This window comes from Streptomyces sp. NPDC007907, from assembly GCF_042959365.1.
GTDB lineage: Bacteria > Actinomycetota > Actinomycetes > Streptomycetales > Streptomycetaceae > Streptomyces > Streptomyces indiaensis.
Genome location: NZ_JBIBKR010000005.1, coordinates 520,352 through 537,140 on the forward strand (window position 1 = coordinate 520,352; position 16,789 = coordinate 537,140).

The 16,789-nt window shown below is 68.3% G+C and carries 15 protein-coding genes; 9 read left to right on the plus strand and 6 right to left on the minus strand.

The genetic code is table 11. The features are described from left to right. Positions 1-16: 16 nt before the first annotated feature. From gyrB to dnaA, 6 genes are all read right to left on the minus strand, one after another. Positions 17-2,077: a DNA topoisomerase (ATP-hydrolyzing) subunit B gene (gyrB, locus tag ACFZDI_RS23180; RefSeq protein WP_234750274.1), complete on the minus strand. Its 2,061-nt coding sequence runs from the start codon at positions 2,075-2,077 to the stop codon at positions 17-19. Positions 2,078-2,510: 433 nt separating this feature from the next. Then, complete coding sequence (locus ACFZDI_RS23185; protein WP_234750276.1) at positions 2,511-3,056, minus strand: DUF721 domain-containing protein; 546 nt, start codon at positions 3,054-3,056, stop codon at positions 2,511-2,513. Continuing rightward, positions 3,053-4,174 (minus strand): DNA replication/repair protein RecF, encoded by a 1,122-nt coding sequence (recF, locus tag ACFZDI_RS23190; RefSeq protein ID WP_234750279.1) that lies wholly within the window; start codon positions 4,172-4,174, stop codon positions 3,053-3,055. The genes ACFZDI_RS23185 and recF overlap by 4 nt, the downstream gene beginning before the upstream one ends. Before the next feature lie 54 nt (positions 4,175-4,228). Then, positions 4,229-5,104, minus strand: coding sequence for a phosphogluconate dehydrogenase (NAD(+)-dependent, decarboxylating) (gene gnd / locus ACFZDI_RS23195; RefSeq protein WP_361114601.1), 876 nt, complete (start codon positions 5,102-5,104; stop codon positions 4,229-4,231). Between the two features lie 208 nt (positions 5,105-5,312). Next, positions 5,313-6,443, minus strand: a complete 1,131-nt coding sequence (gene dnaN, locus ACFZDI_RS23200) for a DNA polymerase III subunit beta (RefSeq protein WP_234750285.1) — start codon at positions 6,441-6,443, stop codon at positions 5,313-5,315. Positions 6,444-7,347: 904 nt separating this feature from the next. Then, entirely contained in the window at positions 7,348-9,378 is a 2,031-nt protein-coding gene (gene dnaA / locus ACFZDI_RS23205) for a chromosomal replication initiator protein DnaA (protein WP_391252914.1), read from the minus strand. 374 nt (positions 9,379-9,752) lie between these two features. On the opposite strand from dnaA, the gene rpmH reads away from it, so the two are divergent. The 9 genes from rpmH to ACFZDI_RS23250 all read left to right on the plus strand — a co-directional run bounded on the left by rpmH (position 9,753) and on the right by ACFZDI_RS23250 (position 16,750). Beyond that, entirely contained in the window at positions 9,753-9,890 is a 138-nt protein-coding gene (gene rpmH / locus ACFZDI_RS23210) for a 50S ribosomal protein L34 (RefSeq protein ID WP_003956500.1), read from the plus strand. A gap of 21 nt (positions 9,891-9,911) precedes the next feature. Further along, positions 9,912-10,283 carry a ribonuclease P protein component gene (gene rnpA / locus ACFZDI_RS23215; protein ID WP_361114595.1) on the plus strand — a complete coding sequence of 124 codons (372 nt, stop codon included), beginning with the start codon at positions 9,912-9,914 and terminating at the stop codon, positions 10,281-10,283. Beyond that, on the plus strand, positions 10,280-10,654 hold the full coding sequence (yidD, locus tag ACFZDI_RS23220) for a membrane protein insertion efficiency factor YidD (protein WP_234750289.1): 375 nt from the start codon (positions 10,280-10,282) through the stop codon (positions 10,652-10,654). The genes rnpA and yidD overlap by 4 nt, the downstream gene beginning before the upstream one ends. A 3-nt stretch (positions 10,655-10,657) precedes the next feature. After that, on the plus strand, positions 10,658-11,944 hold the full coding sequence (yidC, locus tag ACFZDI_RS23225; protein ID WP_234750291.1) for a membrane protein insertase YidC: 1,287 nt from the start codon (positions 10,658-10,660) through the stop codon (positions 11,942-11,944). 15 nt (positions 11,945-11,959) lie between these two features. Continuing rightward, positions 11,960-12,472 carry a R3H domain-containing nucleic acid-binding protein gene (locus tag ACFZDI_RS23230; RefSeq protein ID WP_053670147.1) on the plus strand — a complete coding sequence of 171 codons (513 nt, stop codon included), beginning with the start codon at positions 11,960-11,962 and terminating at the stop codon, positions 12,470-12,472. A gap of 124 nt (positions 12,473-12,596) precedes the next feature. Beyond that, positions 12,597-13,313 (plus strand): 16S rRNA (guanine(527)-N(7))-methyltransferase RsmG, encoded by a 717-nt coding sequence (rsmG, locus tag ACFZDI_RS23235; protein WP_234750293.1) that lies wholly within the window; start codon positions 12,597-12,599, stop codon positions 13,311-13,313. Between the two features lie 322 nt (positions 13,314-13,635). Then, positions 13,636-14,712, plus strand: a complete 1,077-nt coding sequence (locus ACFZDI_RS23240; protein WP_308287298.1) for a ParA family protein — start codon at positions 13,636-13,638, stop codon at positions 14,710-14,712. Further along, a complete protein-coding gene (locus ACFZDI_RS23245) occupies positions 14,709-15,809 on the plus strand; it encodes a ParB/RepB/Spo0J family partition protein (protein WP_391252918.1) in 1,101 nt (366 codons plus the stop codon). The genes ACFZDI_RS23240 and ACFZDI_RS23245 overlap by 4 nt, the downstream gene beginning before the upstream one ends. Before the next feature lie 323 nt (positions 15,810-16,132). Further along, entirely contained in the window at positions 16,133-16,750 is a 618-nt protein-coding gene (locus ACFZDI_RS23250; protein ID WP_391252920.1) for a GNAT family N-acetyltransferase, read from the plus strand. Positions 16,751-16,789 lie beyond the last annotated feature (39 nt).

The following is a 16,789-nucleotide window of genomic DNA, read 5'->3' on the forward strand; positions in this document are numbered from 1 at the left end:
GTCAGCTGAGACCGACTCAGATGTCGAGGAAGCGGACGTCCTTGGCGTTGCGCTGGATGAACGCGCGGCGGGCCTCGACGTCCTCGCCCATGAGGACCGAGAACAGGTCGTCGGCCTGGGCGGCGTCGTCGAGGGTGACCTGGCCGAGGACGCGGTGCTCCTGGTCCATGGTCGTGATGCGCAGCTCTTCGGCGTTCATCTCGCCGAGACCCTTGAACCGCTGGACCGAGTCCTCGCGGATGCGCTTGCCGGCGTTGCGCCCCATCTCGATCAGGGCGTCGCGCTCGCGGTCGGAGTACGCGTACTCGAAGTCGTCCTTGCCCCACTTGATCTTGTACAGCGGCGGACGCGAGAGGTACACGTGCCCGGCCTCGACCAGGGGCCGCATGAAGCGGAACAGGAAGGTCAGCAGCAGGGTGTTGATGTGCTGGCCGTCGACGTCGGCGTCCGCCATCAGGATGATCTTGTGATAGCGGAGCTTCTCGATGTCGAAGTCCTCGTGGACTCCGGTGCCGAAGGCCGAGATCAGCGCCTGGATCTCCTGGTTCTGCAGGATCTTGTCGATCCGCGCCTTCTCGACGTTCAGGATCTTGCCGCGGATCGGGAGGATCGCCTGGTACTGCGGGTTGCGGCCGGACTTGGCCGAGCCGCCGGCGGAGTCACCCTCGACGATGAAGATCTCGCACTTGGTGGGGTCGTTCGACTGGCAGTCGGAGAGCTTGCCCGGCAGGGACGCGGTCTCCAGCAGGCCCTTGCGGCGGGTCAGGTCACGGGCCTTGCGGGCCGCCACGCGCGCGGTGGCCGCCTGGATGCCCTTGCGGATGATGTCCGCGGCCTCGTTCGGGTTGCGGTCCAGCCAGTCCGCGAGGTGCTCGTAGACGACCTTCTGGACGAACGTCTTGGCCTCGGTGTTGCCCAGCTTGGTCTTCGTCTGGCCCTCGAACTGCGGCTCGCTCAGCTTGACCGAGATGATCGCCGTCAGACCCTCGCGGATGTCGTCGCCCGTGAGGTTGTCGTCCTTCTCGCGCAGCAGCCTCTTGTCGCGCGCGTACTTGTTGATCAGCGAGGTCAGCGCGGCCCGGAAGCCCTCTTCGTGCGTACCGCCCTCGTGGGTGTGGATGATGTTCGCGAAGGAGTACACACCCTCGGTGTAGCCGCCGTTCCACTGCATGGCGACCTCGAGGGACAGCTGCCTGTCCTTGTCCTCGGCCTCCAGGTCGATGACGGTGGGGTGCACCGCCTCGCCCTTGCGGGAGTTGAGGTACTTCACGAAGTCGACGATGCCGCCCTCGTAGTGGTACGTGACCGTCTTGACCTCGGCGGTCTCGTCCGCCCCCGCCTCGTCCGCCCCCGACGTGGCCTTCGCGGACTCGCGCTCGTCCGTGAGCTTGATCGTGAGGCCCTTGTTGAGGAACGCCATCTCCTGGAAGCGCCGCGAGAGCGTCTCGAAGGAGTAGTCGGTGGTCTCGAAGATGTCGCCGTCGGCCCAGAAGGTGACCGAGGTGCCGGTCTCCTCGATGGCCTCGTGCTGGGCGAGCGGCGCCGTGGGGACGCCCATCTTGTAGTCCTGCGTCCAGCGGTGGCCGTCGGTCTTCACCTCGACGGAGACCTTGCTGGACAGGGCGTTCACCACCGAGACGCCGACGCCGTGCAGACCACCGGAGACCGCGTAGCCGCCGCCGCCGAACTTGCCGCCCGCGTGCAGCACGGTCAGCACGACCTCGACGGCCGGCTTGCCCTCGGACGGGACGATGCCCACCGGGATGCCACGGCCGTTGTCGACGACGCGGACGCCGCCGTCGGGGAGGATCGTCACCTCGATCGTGTCCGCGTGCCCGGCCAGCGCCTCGTCGACGGAGTTGTCGACGACCTCGTACACGAGGTGGTGCAGGCCCCGCTCACCGGTCGAGCCGATGTACATGCCGGGTCGCTTGCGGACCGCGTCCAGACCCTCGAGGACGGTGATGGCACTGGCGTCGTACGAGGCGGTGACCTCGCTGCTGGAGGTGATCGCCTCGCTGCTCACGCCTTCGTCGGTGGACGGGATGTTCTCGTTGGGGTTGCCGGAATCGGCCACGAAGCGCCCTTTCTGGCACAGCACGAGCCAGGCTCGTCGGCGGGTTGCCGGAGCGGCTGCGGCATGTTGCGTTGGTAAGCCTTGATCAGCGTTGCTCAGCTTTTCCCGGACGGTCCCCAGCGAGTGGGGCGGGATTGCTTCCAGTCTACCGGTAGCACTGACACTGATGGGGGTTTGCCGGTACCTGAGTCCGCATGTGCCGCCCTCGACGGGTCTCGTCCGACTCCCGATATACGGAAGGGGGCTCCAAGAGGCTCACGGAGGCACTCAGCGCTTCCGGCCGTCAACCCTTGGCTACTTCGGAGTCAGGTCGCGATTCGCAACCGTGTGCGGGTACACGACAAGAGGGCCTCCGGCACTCCGAGAGAGGCGCCGGAAGCCCTTGATGTGATGTCAGTCACGTGCTGTCGACGGGCGGGAAAACCGGCGCCGATCAGCCGTAGGTGTCGCCCGGGCCGGTGCTGCCGGGAGCGCGCAGCGGGCCGTAGCGGCGGGCGGGTCCGCCGGGTCCCTGCACCTTGATCAGCGTCACCCTGCCGTGGCCCAGGTCCTCGTTCAGCCGCGCGACCAGCGTGGGCGCCAGCAGCCGGAGGTTCGTCGCCCAGGCCGTGGAGTCGCAGCGCACCGTCAGGACGCGCTCGTCCTCGTCGTACTTCTCCGGCACGCAGTGCTTGGCCACGTCCTCGCCGACGATCTGCGGCCAGCGGCCCATCACACCGCCCACCGCGGCCGGCGCCTCCCAGCCGCGTTCGGTGATCAGCCGGTTGATCGCGGACCCGAGCGCCATGGGGTCGCGTCCGTCGGCTCGCGCCCCGGAGCGCAGACCGCCGCGGCGCGCCTGCTTCTTCTGCTGCGCCGCGTCCCCCCGCGCGCGTGCCGCCTCCTTGGCCGCGCGCAGCGCCACGCGCGCGAGGTCGACACCGGAGGGCTCCTGGGGTCCGGAGGACTTGGGGGCGTCGCCGGGTGTGTTCTGCGTCATACGCGCTCCACCGTCCCCTCGGACACGGCGAACCGCGTCCCGGACAGCACATGCGGTACGTCGTCGTCGACCGCGGCCGTCACCAGGACCTGCTCACCCGGCGCGACCAGTTCGGCCAGGCGCTCACGGCGACGGGTGTCCAGCTCGGCGAAGACGTCGTCGAGCACCAGCACCGGCTCGTTGCCCTCCGCCCTGAGCAGGTCGTACGAGGCCAGGCGCAGTGCCAGCGCATAGGACCAGGACTCGCCGTGGGAGGCGTAGCCCTTGGCCGGGAGCTGGCCGAGCTTCAGCTGCAGGTCGTCCCGGTGCGGGCCGATCAGGGTGACACCGCGCTCGATCTCCTGCTTGCGGGCCTCCGCGAGCGCCGTCATGAGCTGCTCGAAGAGATCCTCGCGAGTGTGCGCCTCGCCCGGCGCGGACGGCTTGTACTCCAGCGCGACCGGGCCGCCGCCGGGCGCGAGCTGCTCGTAGGCCTTGTCCGCCAGCGGCTGGATCGTGGCGATCAGGTCCAGGCGCTGGGCCAGCAACTCGGCGCCCGCGCGCGCGAGATGCTGGTCCCACACGTCCAACGTGGACATGTCCATGGTGCGACCACCGTGCCGACGGGCCAGCGCCGCCGACTTCAGGAGCGTGTTGCGCTGCTTGAGGACCCGGTCGTAGTCGGAGCGGACCCCGGCCATCCGCGGGGAGCGCGCGGTGATCAGCTCGTCGAGGAAACGACGCCGCTCGCCGGGGTCGCCCTTGACCAGCGCGAGATCCTCGGGCGCGAACAGCACGCTCCGTACGATCCCCAGCACGTCACGCGGTCTGACCTGCGAGGACCTGTTGATACGCGCCCGGTTGGCGCGCCCCGGGTTCAGCTCCAGTTCGACCAGCTGCTGCCGTTCGCCCTGCCGGACCTGGGCCCGGATGATCGCGCGCTCGGCGCCCATGCGGACCAGGGGGGCGTCGGAGGAGACCCGGTGGCTGCCGAGGGTGGCGAGATAGCCGACGGCCTCGACCAGGTTGGTCTTGCCCTGCCCGTTCGGCCCGACGAAGGCCGTCACCCCGGGGTCGAGCGGAACCTCGACCCGGGGGTACGAACGGAAGTCGGCCAGCGACAGATGCGTGACGTGCATGGTCGTTTCGCCGACCTCCCCTGGCGTTCGTGGACTGCGGTGCAGCCCTGTGGACTACTTCTTCTCGACCGCGTGGCCGCCGAACTGGTTCCGCAGCGCCGCGATCATCTTCATCTGGGGCGAGTCCTCCTGGCGGGAGGCGAACCGCGCGAACAGCGACGCGGTGATCGCCGGCAGCGGCACCGCGTTGTCGATGGCGGCCTCCACAGTCCAGCGTCCCTCGCCGGAGTCCTGTGCATAACCCCGCAGCTCGTCCAGGTGCTCGTCCTCGTCGAGCGCGTTGACCGCGAGGTCGAGCAGCCAGGAACGGATGACCGTGCCCTCCTGCCAGGAGCGGAACACCTCCCGGACGTCGGTCACGGAGTCGACCTTCTCCAGGAGCTCCCAGCCCTCGGCATAAGCCTGCATCATCGCGTACTCGATGCCGTTGTGGACCATCTTCGCGAAGTGGCCCGCGCCGACCTTGCCGGCGTGCACCGAGCCGAAATCGCCCTCCGGCTTGAGGGCGTCGAAGACCGGCTGCACCTTGGCGACGTTCTCCTTGTCGCCGCCGTACATCAGCGCGTAGCCGTTCTCCAGGCCCCAGACGCCGCCGGAGACACCGCAGTCGACGAACCCGATGCCCTTGGCCGCCAGCTCCTCCGCGTGCCGCTCGTCGTCGGTCCAGCGGGAGTTGCCGCCGTCCACGACGACGTCGCCGGGCTCCAGCAGCTCGGCGAGCCGGTCGATCGTGGTCTGCGTGGCCTCACCGGCCGGGACCATCACCCAGATCACACGCGGGCCGCTGAGCTTGCCCACAAGCTCTTCCAGGCTGTGGACATCGGCGAGGTCCGGGTTGCGGTCGTATCCGAGGACGGTGTGACCTGCGCGGCGGATCCGCTCGCGCATGTTGCCGCCCATCTTGCCGAGGCCGACGAGACCGAGCTCCATCAGTTGTGTTCCTTAGGTTCTGCGACGTGGCGTGGCGGCACGTGTGTACCGCCAGGCACTTTCGTACCCGCGTCCGACCCTAAACCCGGACGCTCGCGCACATCTGTGGGCATACGCGCTCACTCGTACGCCCTCACCTGCGGCTTTGTCCTCAGCCTGTGGACAACCGACGGTGATCCCCAGCCTGCCTGCGGCCCTCGGACCCGGCTCAGCCGCTGAGGCGCACCGGCATGATCAGGTACTTGTAGGCGTCGTCCGCCTCGGCGTCCAGCGCCGGCTTGCCGCTGAGCAGCGCGGGCTTGGTGGACGTCGTGAACGACAGCTGGGCCACCGGGGAGTCGATGGCGCTCAGGCCGTCCAGCAGGAACGTCGGGTTGAAGGCGATCGAGATGTCGTCGCCCTCGAGCTGGGCGTCGACCCTCTCCACAGCCTGTGCGTCGTCGCTGGAACCGGCCTCCAGGATGAGCACGCCCTGCTCGAAGCTGAGCCGCACCGGGGTGTTGCGCTCGGCGACCAGGGCCACGCGCTTGACGGCCTCCACGAAGGGGGCGGTCTCGATCACGGCGACGCTGTTGAACTCCGTCGGGAACAGCGTGCGGTACTTCGGGAGGTCGCCCTCCAGCAGGCGGGTCGTCGTGCGGCGGCCGGCGCCCTCGAAGCCGATCAGGCCCTCGCCGGAGCCCGAGCCGGACAGCGCCAGGGTGACCTGGTCACCGCTGGTCAGGGCCTTGGCCGTGTCCAGGAGCGTCTTGGCGGGCACCAGGGCGACCGCGGAGGCCTCCGGGTTCTCCGGCTTCCACAGGAACTCGCGGACCGCGAAGCGGTAGCGGTCGGTGGACGCCAGCGTGACGGTGTCGCCCTCGATCTCGATGCGCACACCGGTGAGGACGGGCAGCGTGTCGTCACGGCCGGCCGCGATGGCGACCTGGGAGGCGGCGGAGGCGAAGACCTCGCCGGGGACCGTGCCCGTCGCGTTCGGCATCTGGGGCAGGGCCGGGTACTCCTCCACAGGCAGGGTGTGGAGTGTGAACCGGGACGAGCCGCAGACCACGGTCGCCCGTACACCGTCTGTGGAAATCTCCACCGGACGGTTGGGCAGCGCGCGGCAGATGTCCGCGAGCAGGCGGCCGGAGACCAGGACCGTGCCCTCCTCCTCGACCTCGGCGTCCACGGAGACCCGCGCGGAGACCTCGTAGTCGAAGCCGGACAGGCTCAGCTGGCCCTCCTCGGTCTTCAGCAGGAGGCCGGCGAGGACAGGCGCCGGCGGACGGGCCGGGAGGCTGCGTGCCGCCCAGGCCACTGCCTCCGCGAGTACGTCGCGTTCCACCCGGATCTTCACTGTTGCCGCCTCCTGCTGTTGCCGGCGCTTCTCGCTCTGCCTGGCCCTCGTCGTCTGTCTCGGTGTCGACGGTCCCTGTGAGGGGGAGGACACCGGGGACCAGTCTGACGCACGGCACTGACAGTAGGTGCCTCTCGGGGTCAAGTCGTGACGAGGGGCGGCCGGGCACCGAAGAGCGAGTTGTGCACAGGGCCCCCTTCGAAACGGATTCCCAGCTCTCTCTAGTCGGGAGTAGTAGTAGGGCCTGTGGATACCGTGGATAACCTCGTTTGCCCAGCTCAGGGTGGGAATTTTGTCCACGGGTCCTGTGGGTGGAGGCGGTGGACAACCGGGCGTATCTGTGGAGAACAGAAAGTTCTGCACACGCCGTGCACAGGGGGAGGCGAGTTCTCCCCAACGCCATCCCCAGCTTTACCCGGCTTTCCCACAGCCCAACCCGGCACCTTTGTGTGACGCCTTTCACTCGACCCGGTGAGGAGGCGCGTCGGGTTGCCGAACAGTGGACAGGCATGTGGAGAAGCGCCCGTTTGCTGGGGACAACCGCCCCCAGCCTGTGGGCGGCCGGTGGACAACTCGGTGCACAGCCTGTGGATCATCTCGTCGTCCACAGTCTGTGGAGATCCTTCATCCACCAATCCACAACCACCTGAGCTGGTCTGATGGTCTTTCAACAGCGGCCGCTGTGGACACGATCTGGACAACTCCCCGGTCCCCAGGATGTGGACGGCAGAAAGTCACCGAATCTGTGGAGAGAGGCCGTAACCCGGCGCCTAATCGAACAGCGGGTTGCGGTCGGATGCCCGGCGGATGCCAGGGGTGGCTCGCGGCGGCTGCCTCCCCGGGCATGAAAAAGGGCGCCCCCGGACCACAGGAGGGCGCCCTCAGCGGCGTTGTGCCGTCGGCGTCAGCCGTTCTTGATGCGGTTGGTCAGCTCCGTGACCTGGTTGTAGATGGAGCGGCGCTCGGCCATCAGGTTGCGGATCTTGCGATCCGCGTGCATGACCGTGGTGTGGTCCCGCCCGCCGAACAACGCGCCGATCTTGGGCAGCGACAGGTCCGTCAGCTCACGGCACAGGTACATGGCGATCTGCCGGGCGGTGACCAGGGCGCGGCCGCGCGAGGTGCCGCACAGGTCCTCGACGGTCAGCCCGAAGTAGTCCGCCGTGGCGCCCATGATGGCCGTCGAGGTGATCTCGGGGGCCGAGTCCTCGCCGCCGGGGATCAGGTCCTTCAGGACGATCTCCGTCAGGCCCAGGTCGACCGGCTGCCGGTTGAGCGACGCGAACGCCGTGACCCGGATCAGCGCGCCCTCCAGCTCACGGATGTTCCGCGAGATCCGGGACGCGATGAACTCCAGCACCTCCGGCGGCGCGTTCAGCTGCTCCTGGACCGCCTTCTTGCGGAGGATCGCGATGCGCGTCTCCAGCTCGGGCGGCTGGACATCCGTGATCAGGCCCCACTCGAAACGGTTCCGCAGCCGGTCCTCCAGCGTGACCAGCTGCTTCGGCGGCCGGTCGGAGGACAGCACGATCTGCTTGTTGGCGTTGTGGAGCGTGTTGAAGGTGTGGAAGAACTCCTCCTGCGTCGACTCCTTGTCCGCGAGGAACTGGATGTCGTCGACGAGCAGGATGTCCATCTCCCGGTACCGCTTGCGGAAGCTGTCGCCCTTGCCGTCGCGGATGGAGTTGATGAACTCGTTGGTGAACTCCTCCGAGCTCACGTACCGCACCCGGGTGCCCGGGTACAGGCTGCGCGCGTAGTGCCCGATCGCGTGCAGCAGGTGGGTCTTGCCGAGCCCGGACTCCCCGTAGATGAACAAGGGGTTGTACGCCTTGGCCGGCGCCTCGGCCACGGCGACCGCGGCCGCGTGGGCGAAGCGGTTGGAGGCGCCGATGACGAAGGTGTCGAAGAGGTACTTCGGGTTCAGACGGGCGGTCGGCTCACCCGGGCCGGTCGCCGGCGCGGGCTGCGCGGCCAAGGGGCCGGGCGCACCGGTCGTCGGCAGGTTCGGACCGACCGGGCCGCCCCGGTGCACGTGGCCCGAACCGGCCGGGGGCTCGGGCAGCTCCCGGCGCACGGCGTCGCGCTGGTCGTAGTCGCCCCGCGAGCCGTCGTAGTCGGACCGCTGCTGGTCGTAGGAGGGCCGCTCGACGGGCTGCGGGCGGTAGTCCTGGGAGGGGGAACCGTAGGAGTCCTGGGGTCCATAGGCGTCCTGAGGGCCGGAGCCGTACGAGTCCTGTCCGGGTGACGCGTACGGGTCACGCTCGGGGAAGCCGAGGCGCTGCTGCTGCCAGCCGTACTCGTCCTGCTGCGACGGCCGCGGCCAGGCGCCGGGCTCGGGGCGCTGGTACTCGGAGGGGTATGCGGGACGGGCCGTCGGAATCTGATCTGCGCGCGTAGGCGGAAGCGGGTCGCCGGCCGGCCCGGGCAGTGGCTCGGCGCGGTGCCGGCCGTACCCCTCATATCCGTCGCGGTCCTGGCCGTCGTACCCGTCGCGGTCGCGGTCCTGGCGGCCGTACCCGTCGCGGTCCTGGCGGTCGTACCCGTCACGTTCGGGGCGGTCGTACCCGTCCCGGTCAGGGCGCGCGGACGGGAGCTCGGGCTCCTCGTAGCGCTGCTGGGGGCGCGCCGGGGGCGCGGGAGGGGCGGAGGGCTCGCCCGCGGAGTCGTCGACGGTGATCGCGATCCGGATCGGGCGCCCGCACTCGCGGCTCAGCGTCTCGCTGACGATCGGCGCCAGCCGGCCCTCCAGTACGCCCTTCGCGAACTCGTTCGGCACGGCGAGCAGCGCGGTGTCCGCGACCAGCGCGAGGGGCTGGCAGCGCCGGATCCAGTGCTCGTCCTTCCCTTCGACCCCTTGGCCGCGGCCCTCCCCGAGGAGCTGCTCCAATACGCGTGGCCACACTGCGGCAAGATCGGCAGGTACGTCAGCCACAGGGCACGCTCTCTCACAGGTCCCACGAACGTGTGGTTCTGGGACGGCTCGGGATGTAAATCGGGTGGGGCAGGGATAAGGGAACGAATCGGGGTTCCGTCACGGTAGTCAGCGCGGCCGGTAGGGTTCAAGTTGTTGTCCCCAGCCTGTGGACAAGTGTCTCCCGGCGACTCCCGGTTTGACCGGATGGCGTAGCCGCGCGTACCGTAACCAGGTCGAGTTGTCGATGGCTGCTGCCGCCTGCCTCCGATGGGCACAGATCATTTGGGTGATCGGTAAGCGGTGCACTCGGGCGTAACTGCGAGCTACTCGTGGGCGCACGGTGACAGCCAGGACGGCACCCCGCAACCACCGATTCTTTCTGGAGCCCCCGAGTGAGCAAGCGCACCTTCCAGCCGAACAACCGTCGTCGCGCGAAGACCCACGGCTTCCGGCTGCGTATGCGCACCCGTGCCGGCCGCGCGATTCTCGCGTCCCGCCGTAGCAAGGGTCGCGCCCGTCTGTCCGCCTGATCCCGATCAGGTCATGACGTCGTGCTGCCCACCGAGAACCGGCTGAGGCGGCGCGAGGACTTCGCGACCGCGGTACGGCGAGGACGTCGGGCAGGACGCCCGCACCTCGTCGTCCACCTTCGAAGCGGTGCCACGGACCCGCATGCGCCTGGGGAGAGCGCTCCCCCGACGCGTGCGGGTTTCGTCGTGAGCAAAGCCGTGGGTGGCGCGGTCGTACGCAACAAAGTCAAGCGCAGGCTTCGCCACCTGATGCGCGAACGAGTCGCCCAGCTGCCCCCCGGTAGCCTGGTAGTCGTACGAGCGCTGCCCGGATCGGGCGACGCCGACCATGCACAGCTGGCCCGAGACCTGGATGCCGCTTTCCAGCGGTTGCTGGGAGGGGGCGCGCGATGAAGTACCCGCTGCTGGCTCTGATCAAGCTCTACCAGTGGACGATCAGTCCGCTGCTGGGGCCGGTCTGCAAGTACTACCCGTCGTGCTCCCATTACGGCTACACGGCCATCGACCGGCACGGTGCCATCAAGGGAACGGCACTCACGGCCTGGCGCATCCTGCGGTGCAACCCGTGGTCGCTGGGTGGTGTGGACCATGTCCCGCCGCGCAAGCGCCCGCGGTGGCACGAAACGCTGCGTAACGCGTGGCGTGCACGCAAGGGCGGGTCCTCCGCCGCCGAACCGGCCCTCGATGGACCGACTTCTCCCACAAGTCGGTCCGGCCCCTCGAGCCCGGCCGCAGAGACACCGTCCCATGCCCAAGGAGCATGATTAGTGGACACGATTGCCAGCCTCTTCAGCTTCATCACCACACCCGTCTCCTGGGTCATCGTCCAGTTCCACTCGGTGTACGGCGCCATCTTCGGCCCCGACACCGGCTGGGCCTGGGGCCTGTCGATCGTGTCCCTGGTGATCCTGATCCGCATCTGCCTCATCCCGCTCTTCGTGAAGCAGATCAAGTCCACTCGGGCCATGCAGACGCTGCAGCCCGAGATGAAGAAGATCCAAGAGCGCTACAAGAACGACAAGCAGCGTCAGTCCGAAGAGATGATGAAGCTGTACAAGGAGACGGGCACCAACCCGCTCTCCTCGTGCCTTCCCATCCTGGCGCAGTCCCCGTTCTTCTTCGCCCTGTACCACGTGCTCAACAGCATCGCGACGGGCGACACCATCGGTGTGATCAACCAGAGCCTGCTGCAGAGCGCGCAGAAGGCGCACATCGTCGGGGCTCCGCTGGCCGCGAAGTTCACCGACAGTTCGTCGAAGGTGGAAGCACTCGGTGCCTCCCTCACCGACGTCCGTGTGGTCACCGCCGTCATGATCGTCCTGATGTCGGCGTCGCAGTTCTTCACCCAGCGCCAGCTGATGACGAAGAACGTCGACACCACCGTGAAGACCCCGTTCATGCAGCAGCAGAAGATGCTGATGTACGTCTTCCCGGTCATGTTCGCCGTCTTCGGCATCAACTTCCCCGTCGGTGTCCTCGTCTACTGGCTGACCACCAACGTGTGGACCATGGGCCAGCAGATGTACGTCATCCGCAACAACCCGACGCCGGGTTCCAAGGCCCAGGCCACGTACCTGGAGCGCCTGCACAAGCACGTCGCGCAGCACGAGAAGGTCGGTCGCCGTCGCGACCGCGCCATCGTCAAGGCGATCGTCGCCAAGGGCCGTGACCGTAACGAGTTCGAGCGCAAGTTCATCAACGGCCTGAGCAAGGCCGGCCTCGCCGCCCAGCCCGACGGCACCGTGATCAAGAGCGAGAGCGCGGCCGCGGCCCAGGCCGAGGACGGTACGCCGACCACCGCCGTCGGCACCGCGAAGCGCCAGCAGCCCAAGCGACAGAGCAAGTCGCAGCGGCAGCACGGCGGCGCCGTCGGCCCGAAGGCGGCCGGTGAGAACGAGCCGAAGACGTCGCTGACCAAGTCCGGCCAGGCCGACGACAAGCCCGCGACCGCTGCCAAGCAGGGCGGTCCGAAGCCCGCCGGCGGTGCCCGCAGCAAGGCCCAGTCCGGACAGCGCAAGGGCCCGCAGCGGCCCAAGTCCCCGTCCAAGAAGTAAGAAGGAGTCCATCCCGTGACGGAAGGCACCACCTCCGCCGCTGCCGAGGGTGCAGACACCCTGACCCGCCTGGAGCAGGAAGGCGAGATCGCGGCGGACTACCTGGAGGGTCTGCTCGACATCGCCGACCTCGACGGCGACATCGACATGGACGTCGAGGCCGACCGCGCCTCCGTCTCGATCATCAGTGACACGGGCGGCCGCGACCTGCAGAAGCTGGTCGGCCGTGACGGCGAGGTGCTGGAGGCGCTCCAGGAGCTCACCCGCCTGGCCGTGCACCGGGAGACCGGCGACCGCAGCCGTCTGATGCTCGACATCGCGGGGTACCGGGCACAGAAGCGCTCCGAGCTGTCCGAGCTCGGAGCGAAGGCGGCCGCGGAGGCCAAGAGCAGCGGTGAGGCCGTGAAGCTGAAGCCGATGACGCCCTTCGAGCGCAAGGTCGTGCACGACGCGGTCAAGGCCGCCGGTCTGCGCAGCGAGTCCGAGGGCGAGGAGCCGCAGCGCTTCGTCGTCGTGCTGCCGGCCTGATCGGCCCCCACGTTTCCGGCCCCGTCTGTTGCGCAGGCGGGGCCGAGCTTTGTCAGCCTGATAGTTCTGGTGGTTCTGGTGTCGGCGCCGGGTGCGCTGACGCGGTACGGAAGGACGGTCCCCCGTGACGGAGGCAGCGGAGCTTCCCCCCGCGCCCGAGCAGGCGCGCGAGGTGTTCGGTGATCGCTTCGCGGATGCGGTGCGGTACGCCGAGCTGCTCGCCGAGGCGGGCGTGCAGCGCGGTCTCATCGGCCCGCGCGAGGTGCCCCGCCTGTGGGAGCGGCACCTGCTGAACTGCGCGGTGCTCTCGGAGGTCGTGCCCGACAACGTGACCGTGTGCGATGTCGGCTCCGGCGCCGGGCTCCCCGGCATTCCGCTGGCGCTGGTCCGGACCGACTTGAAGATCACGCTCCTGGAGCCCCTGCTCCGGCGCACCACCTTCCTCACCGAGGTCGTGGAGCTGCTCGGTCTCGACCACGTGACGGTCATGCGTGGCCGGGCCGAAGAGGTCATGGGCAAGATCCAGCCTGTCCACGTGGTGACGGCTCGAGCCGTTGCGCCCCTCGACCGGCTCGCCACCTGGGGCATTCCGCTGCTGCGGCCCTACGGGGAGATGCTCGCGCTCAAGGGCGACACCGCCGAGGAGGAGCTGAAGAGCGCGTCGGCGGCGCTGAGCAAGCTGGGCGCGGTGGAGACGTCCATCCTGCATGTGGGTGAGGGCGTGGTGGACCCGACGTCCACCGTCGTACGGGTTGAGGTCGGGGAGAGTCCGGGCGGTGTGCGCTTTGCCGCCAAGCGTGCCAAGGCGGCTCGCACGGGGCGGACGCGCCGTCGGCGCTGACGCAACACGCGGCGGATGGACCATCGGCGCTGAGGAGATCCTTCGGAGCGGGTGTGATCCGTCCTGAGGAAGAGACGTACTCCACACAAGCTGCCAAAGCCGTGCATGCCGGAGTGTCGCGACAGTCCGGCCACGGCGGCTGTGCATCGTGTTTCACGTGAAACGTCGCTCACTGCTGCACGGCATCATCAGTCGGGGCCGCGCTGCGGCCGAACCCCGCGACCGAAAGCCTCTCGGTTCACTCGATGAGGGACCTGAGGTATCCACAGAAGTGGATTTCTCCACAGAACGCCAGGCCTCACTGGTTCGCGACCCCGAAGACATGGGAGGCTCTGTTCATTGCGAGCCTGAAGTCGAGGAGAGTGAATCCTTGCGGTCCGACGCCAACATCGCGGGACCGATGACCGATCCGGTCCCCGGTCCCCGTACCGAGTCGATGGGGGCGGATGTTTCACGTGAAACACCGCCTCCGATGGACGACACTCCCATCGGTCGTGCTGCCCAACTGGCGGTGGAGGCTCTGGGTCGTGCCGGCGAGGGCCTGCCACGGCCCGAGCAGACGCGCATCATCGTGGTCGCCAACCAGAAGGGCGGTGTGGGGAAGACGACGACGACCGTCAACCTCGCCGCATCGCTGGCGCTGCACGGTGGCCGGGTTTTGGTGGTCGACCTCGACCCTCAGGGCAACGCCTCCACCGCCCTCGGCATCGACCATCACGCCGAAGTCCCTTCCATCTACGATGTGTTGGTCGAGAGCAAGCCGCTCTCGGAGGTGGTCCAGCCGGTCCCCGACGTCGAGGGGCTCTTCTGCGCTCCCGCCACGATCGATCTCGCCGGTGCGGAGATCGAGCTGGTATCCCTGGTGGCTCGGGAGAGCAGGCTACAGCGCGCGATCCAGGCGTACGAACAGCCGCTGGACTACATCCTCATCGACTGCCCGCCCTCGCTCGGTCTTCTGACGGTCAACGCCCTCGTGGCGGGTCAGGAAGTGCTGATCCCCATCCAGTGCGAGTACTACGCGCTGGAAGGCCTCGGGCAACTGCTGCGCAATGTCGACCTGGTACGGGGGCACCTCAACCCCGCGCTGCACGTGTCGACCATCCTGCTCACCATGTACGACGGCCGGACGCGTCTCGCGTCGCAGGTCGCGGAAGAGGTGCGCACCCACTTCGGCGACGAGGTACTGCGGACGAGCATCCCGCGCTCCGTCAGGATCTCGGAGGCGCCGAGTTATGGGCAGACGGTACTGACCTACGATCCTGGATCGAGTGGTGCCCTCTCCTATCTTGAGGCGGCACGAGAGATCGCGTTGAAGGGTGTCGGGATCAGTTATGACGCGACGCACGCCCATATCGGCGCACAGCAGAACGACCCGAGCATGGTGGAGGGCATCCAGTGAGCGAGCGACGAAGGGGGCTGGGCCGTGGTCTCGGCGCACTGATCCCTGCCGCACCGACGGAGAAATCGGTGACCCAGGCTGCGGCGGGGAACGTCGTTTCCCCGTCCCCTGCGGCAGTGCCTGCGCTGCCGAACGACCGCGGGGTGGCCGCGGCGAAGGTAGCGACGCTGCCGCCTGTTTCACGTGAAACGGAGGAGCCGACGCAGTCGAGTGCCCTCGCCACGTCTGCGGCACCCGTCGGTGCGCACTTCGCTGAGATCCCTCTCGACTCCATCACGCCGAACCCGCGCCAGCCGCGTGAGGTCTTCGACGAGGACGCGCTGTCCGAGCTCATCACGTCCATCAAGGAAGTGGGGCTTCTCCAGCCGGTCGTCGTACGGCAGGTGGGGCAGTCCCGCTACGAGCTCATCATGGGCGAGCGTCGCTGGCGGGCCTGTCGTGAGGCAGGGCTGGAGGCGATCCCGGCCATCGTGCGCGCCACGGAGGACGAGAAGCTCCTCCTGGACGCCCTGCTGGAAAACCTGCACCGGGCCCAGCTCAACCCGCTGGAAGAGGCAGCTGCCTACGACCAGTTGCTGCGGGACTTCAACTGCACGCATGACCAGCTGGCGGACCGCATCGGCCGATCCCGTCCTCAGGTCTCCAACACCCTGCGTCTGCTGAAGCTCTCACCGGCCGTGCAGCGCCGGGTCGCCGCCGGGGTGCTCTCCGCCGGCCACGCGCGGGCACTGCTCTCCGTGGACGACTCGGAGGAGCAGGACCGGCTGGCTCACCGCATCGTGGCGGAGGGTCTCTCGGTGCGGGCCGTCGAGGAGATCGTGACGCTGATGGGCTCGCGGCCCCAGAAGGCGCAGAAGCCGAAAGGTCCGCGTGCCGGCGCACGGGTTTCGCCCGCGCTGTCCGACCTTGCCACACGGCTCTCCGACCGCTTCGAGACCCGGGTGAAGGTCGACTTGGGGCAGAAGAAGGGCAAGATCACTGTCGAGTTCGCCTCGATGGAGGACCTTGAGCGGATCCTCGGCTCGCTCGCTCCTGGCGAGGGACCGGTCCTGCAGAAGAGTCTCCTGGAGGGCGACTCCGAGGAGAACGATTCCTGAGCCTCCGGCGAGGAACCTCCGCTGCACAGGAGACGGAGCGGGCCATGTCCGGTGTGTGCCGGAACATGGCCCGCTCTTTCCTTTCTGGCGGTATCGATGGAATCCCTTCGTGGATACGATGCGTCGGGTACGGCGCAACCACTGGGCAGCACCTCTGAGAGGGAGGCAGGGGCCATGCGAACCATGAGGCGCACCGGACTGGTGAGCGCCGGTTTGGGGCTGGGAGCAGTCGGTGGGTTCATCGGCAGTCTCCTCAGGGAACGGAGCGCTCTGACAGCCGCCCGCGACGCGGCGGCGGGAGAAGGAAGCGAGGATCAGCCTTCATGGGCCGCCGGCTCGTACCGCTCACGCTGGACAACCTCCAGGACCTTCCCGAGCGTTGTCGCTCGTGTGTCTTCTGGGAACTCGACCCCGTCAGCGGTGAGGCCGCGGTAAAGGCGGGCACGTCCGCCCCGGAGAAGGAAGCCTGGATCTCAGCGGTTCTGCTGGACTGGGGCTCCTGCGGGCGCGTGGTGTACGTCGACGACGTGCCGGTGGGCTTCGTGCTCTACGCCCCACCGGCCTATGTTCCGCGCTCCACGGCGTTTCCCACGAGTCCTGTCTCGCCCGACGCGGTGCAACTGATGACGGCGTTCATCGTGCCCGGTTATCAGGGGCAGGGGCTGGGCCGGGTGATGGTACAGACGGTGGCCAAGGATCTGCTGCGGCGCGGCTTCAAAGCGATTGAGGCGTTCGGTGACGCGCGCTGGAAGGAACCCGCTTGCCTCCTGCCCGCAGACCATCTGCTGGCGGTGGGCTTCAAAACGGTCCGCCAGCACCCCACACATCCCCGTTTGCGACTGGAGCTGAGGTCGACGCTCTCCTGGAAGGAAGACGTCGAGATGGCGCTGGACCGTCTTCTGGGAGCCGTACAGAAAGAGCCGGCGCTGCGACCGCTGTAAGACAGGCAAACGAATGGGCCAGCCCTTCCGGGCTGGCCC

Bases quoted from the DNA above. Each gene is read 5' to 3' on its own strand.
- ACFZDI_RS23185 (WP_234750276.1), bottom strand. From the start codon at position 3,056: ATGACGCAGAACACACCCGGCGACGCCCCCAAGTCCTCCGGACCCCAG.
- recF (WP_234750279.1), bottom strand. From the start codon at position 4,174: ATGCACGTCACGCATCTGTCGCTGGCCGACTTCCGTTCGTACCCCCGG.
- gnd (WP_361114601.1), bottom strand. From the start codon at position 5,104: ATGGAGCTCGGTCTCGTCGGCCTCGGCAAGATGGGCGGCAACATGCGC.
- yidD (WP_234750289.1), top strand. From the start codon at position 10,280: ATGAAGTACCCGCTGCTGGCTCTGATCAAGCTCTACCAGTGGACGATC.
- ACFZDI_RS23240 (WP_308287298.1), top strand. From the start codon at position 13,636: ATGGGAGGCTCTGTTCATTGCGAGCCTGAAGTCGAGGAGAGTGAATCC.
- ACFZDI_RS23250 (WP_391252920.1), top strand. From the start codon at position 16,133: ATGGGCCGCCGGCTCGTACCGCTCACGCTGGACAACCTCCAGGACCTT.